This is a genomic window from Calidithermus terrae, from assembly GCF_003574345.1.
Lineage (GTDB): Bacteria > Deinococcota > Deinococci > Deinococcales > Thermaceae > Calidithermus > Calidithermus chliarophilus.
Map to the genome: position 1 here is coordinate 1 of NZ_QXDL01000426.1, position 1,298 is coordinate 1,298.

At 72.3% G+C, this 1,298-nt stretch carries 1 protein-coding gene and 1 pseudogene; both read left to right on the forward strand.

Features of this window, described 5'->3' with window-relative positions:
- Window positions 1–496: pseudogene (locus Mterra_RS21345) on the forward strand (vWA domain-containing protein); the annotation flags it as partial.
- A 7-nt stretch (window positions 497–503) separates the two neighbouring features.
- On the forward strand, window positions 504–1,298 hold a 795-nt coding region (locus Mterra_RS21350; protein WP_170159786.1), incomplete at its 3' end, for a serine/threonine-protein kinase.

Here is a 1,298-nt window from a genome sequence, read left to right on the forward strand (position 1 = left end):
GGCGGGCGACTGGACGGTGTACATCCTCGAGTTCACCCTCCCCGCCCGCCCCCCCGCCCGCATCCGCCTCGCCCAGGTCGGCCTGACCTACGAGGTGCCCGGCAAGGGCTACCGCGGCGAGGTGCCGCCGGTGGACGTGGTGGTGGAGTTCACCACCAACGACAGCCTCGCCGCCCGCATCGACCCGCAGGTGATGCAGTGGGTGCAGCAGCGCAACATCGAGATGCTGGTCAAGCAGGCCACCGTCGAGGCCCGCACCGACCCCGCCAAGGCCGCCAAGACCCTCGAGCTCGCCCGCAACATGACCGTCAAGCTGGGCAACTCGGCCATGACCCAGGCCCTCGACCGGGCCATGGGCGAGCTCAAGGGCTCGAAGACGCTGAGCCTGGGCACCCAGAAGACGCTGAAGATCGGGGCCAAGACCCAGACCCTCAAGGCCGAGCCCGGCGGCGAGCTCCCCTCCGACGAGGAGATCCGCAAGATCACCGGAGCCTGAGCGCGCGATGGCCCACTGCCCCACCTGCGGCGCCGCGCTCAGCGGCCACGAACTCACCTGCCCGGTCTGCGGCGCGCCGGTGGCCTTCCCCAGCCTGCCGCCGGGAACCCCGCTGGCGGGCGGGCGCTACGTGGTGGGCCGGGTGCTGGGCCACGGGGGCTTCGGCATCACCTACGAGGCCGCCAACCCCGTCCTGGGCCGCACGGTGGCCGTCAAGGAGTTCTTCCCCGACGGCTCGGTGCGCCAGGCCACCCAGCTCGTCCCCCCCACCCGGCTGGGCGCCGGCGGCTTCCACGAGGCCCGCCAGCGCTTCATCGAGGAGGCCCGCACCCTGGCCCGCTTCGACCACCCCGGCATCGTGCGGGTCTTCGACGTGTTCGAGGAAAACGGCACCGCTTACCTGGTGATGGAGTTTTTGCGGGGCGAGACGCTGGGCAAGCGCATCGAGCGGTTGGGCCGCCTGGGCGAGCGCGAGGTACAGGACATCGCCTTCCGGGTCGCCGACGCGCTGAGCGTGGTGCACAAGGCCGGGCTGCTGCACCGCGACATCAAGCCCGACAACGTCTTCCTCACCGACGACGGGCGCGTCGTGCTCATCGACTTCGGGGCCGCCCGCGACTTCGTGCAGGGCCAGACCGTCGCGCACACCCGCATGGTCACGCCGGGGTACGCGCCGCTCGAGCAGTACGCCACCAGCGCCAAGCTGGGCCCCTACACCGACCTCTACGCCCTGGGCGCCACGCTCTACCACGCCCTCACCGGCGCCCTCCCCCCCACCGCCACCGACCGGGCGGGCGGGGTC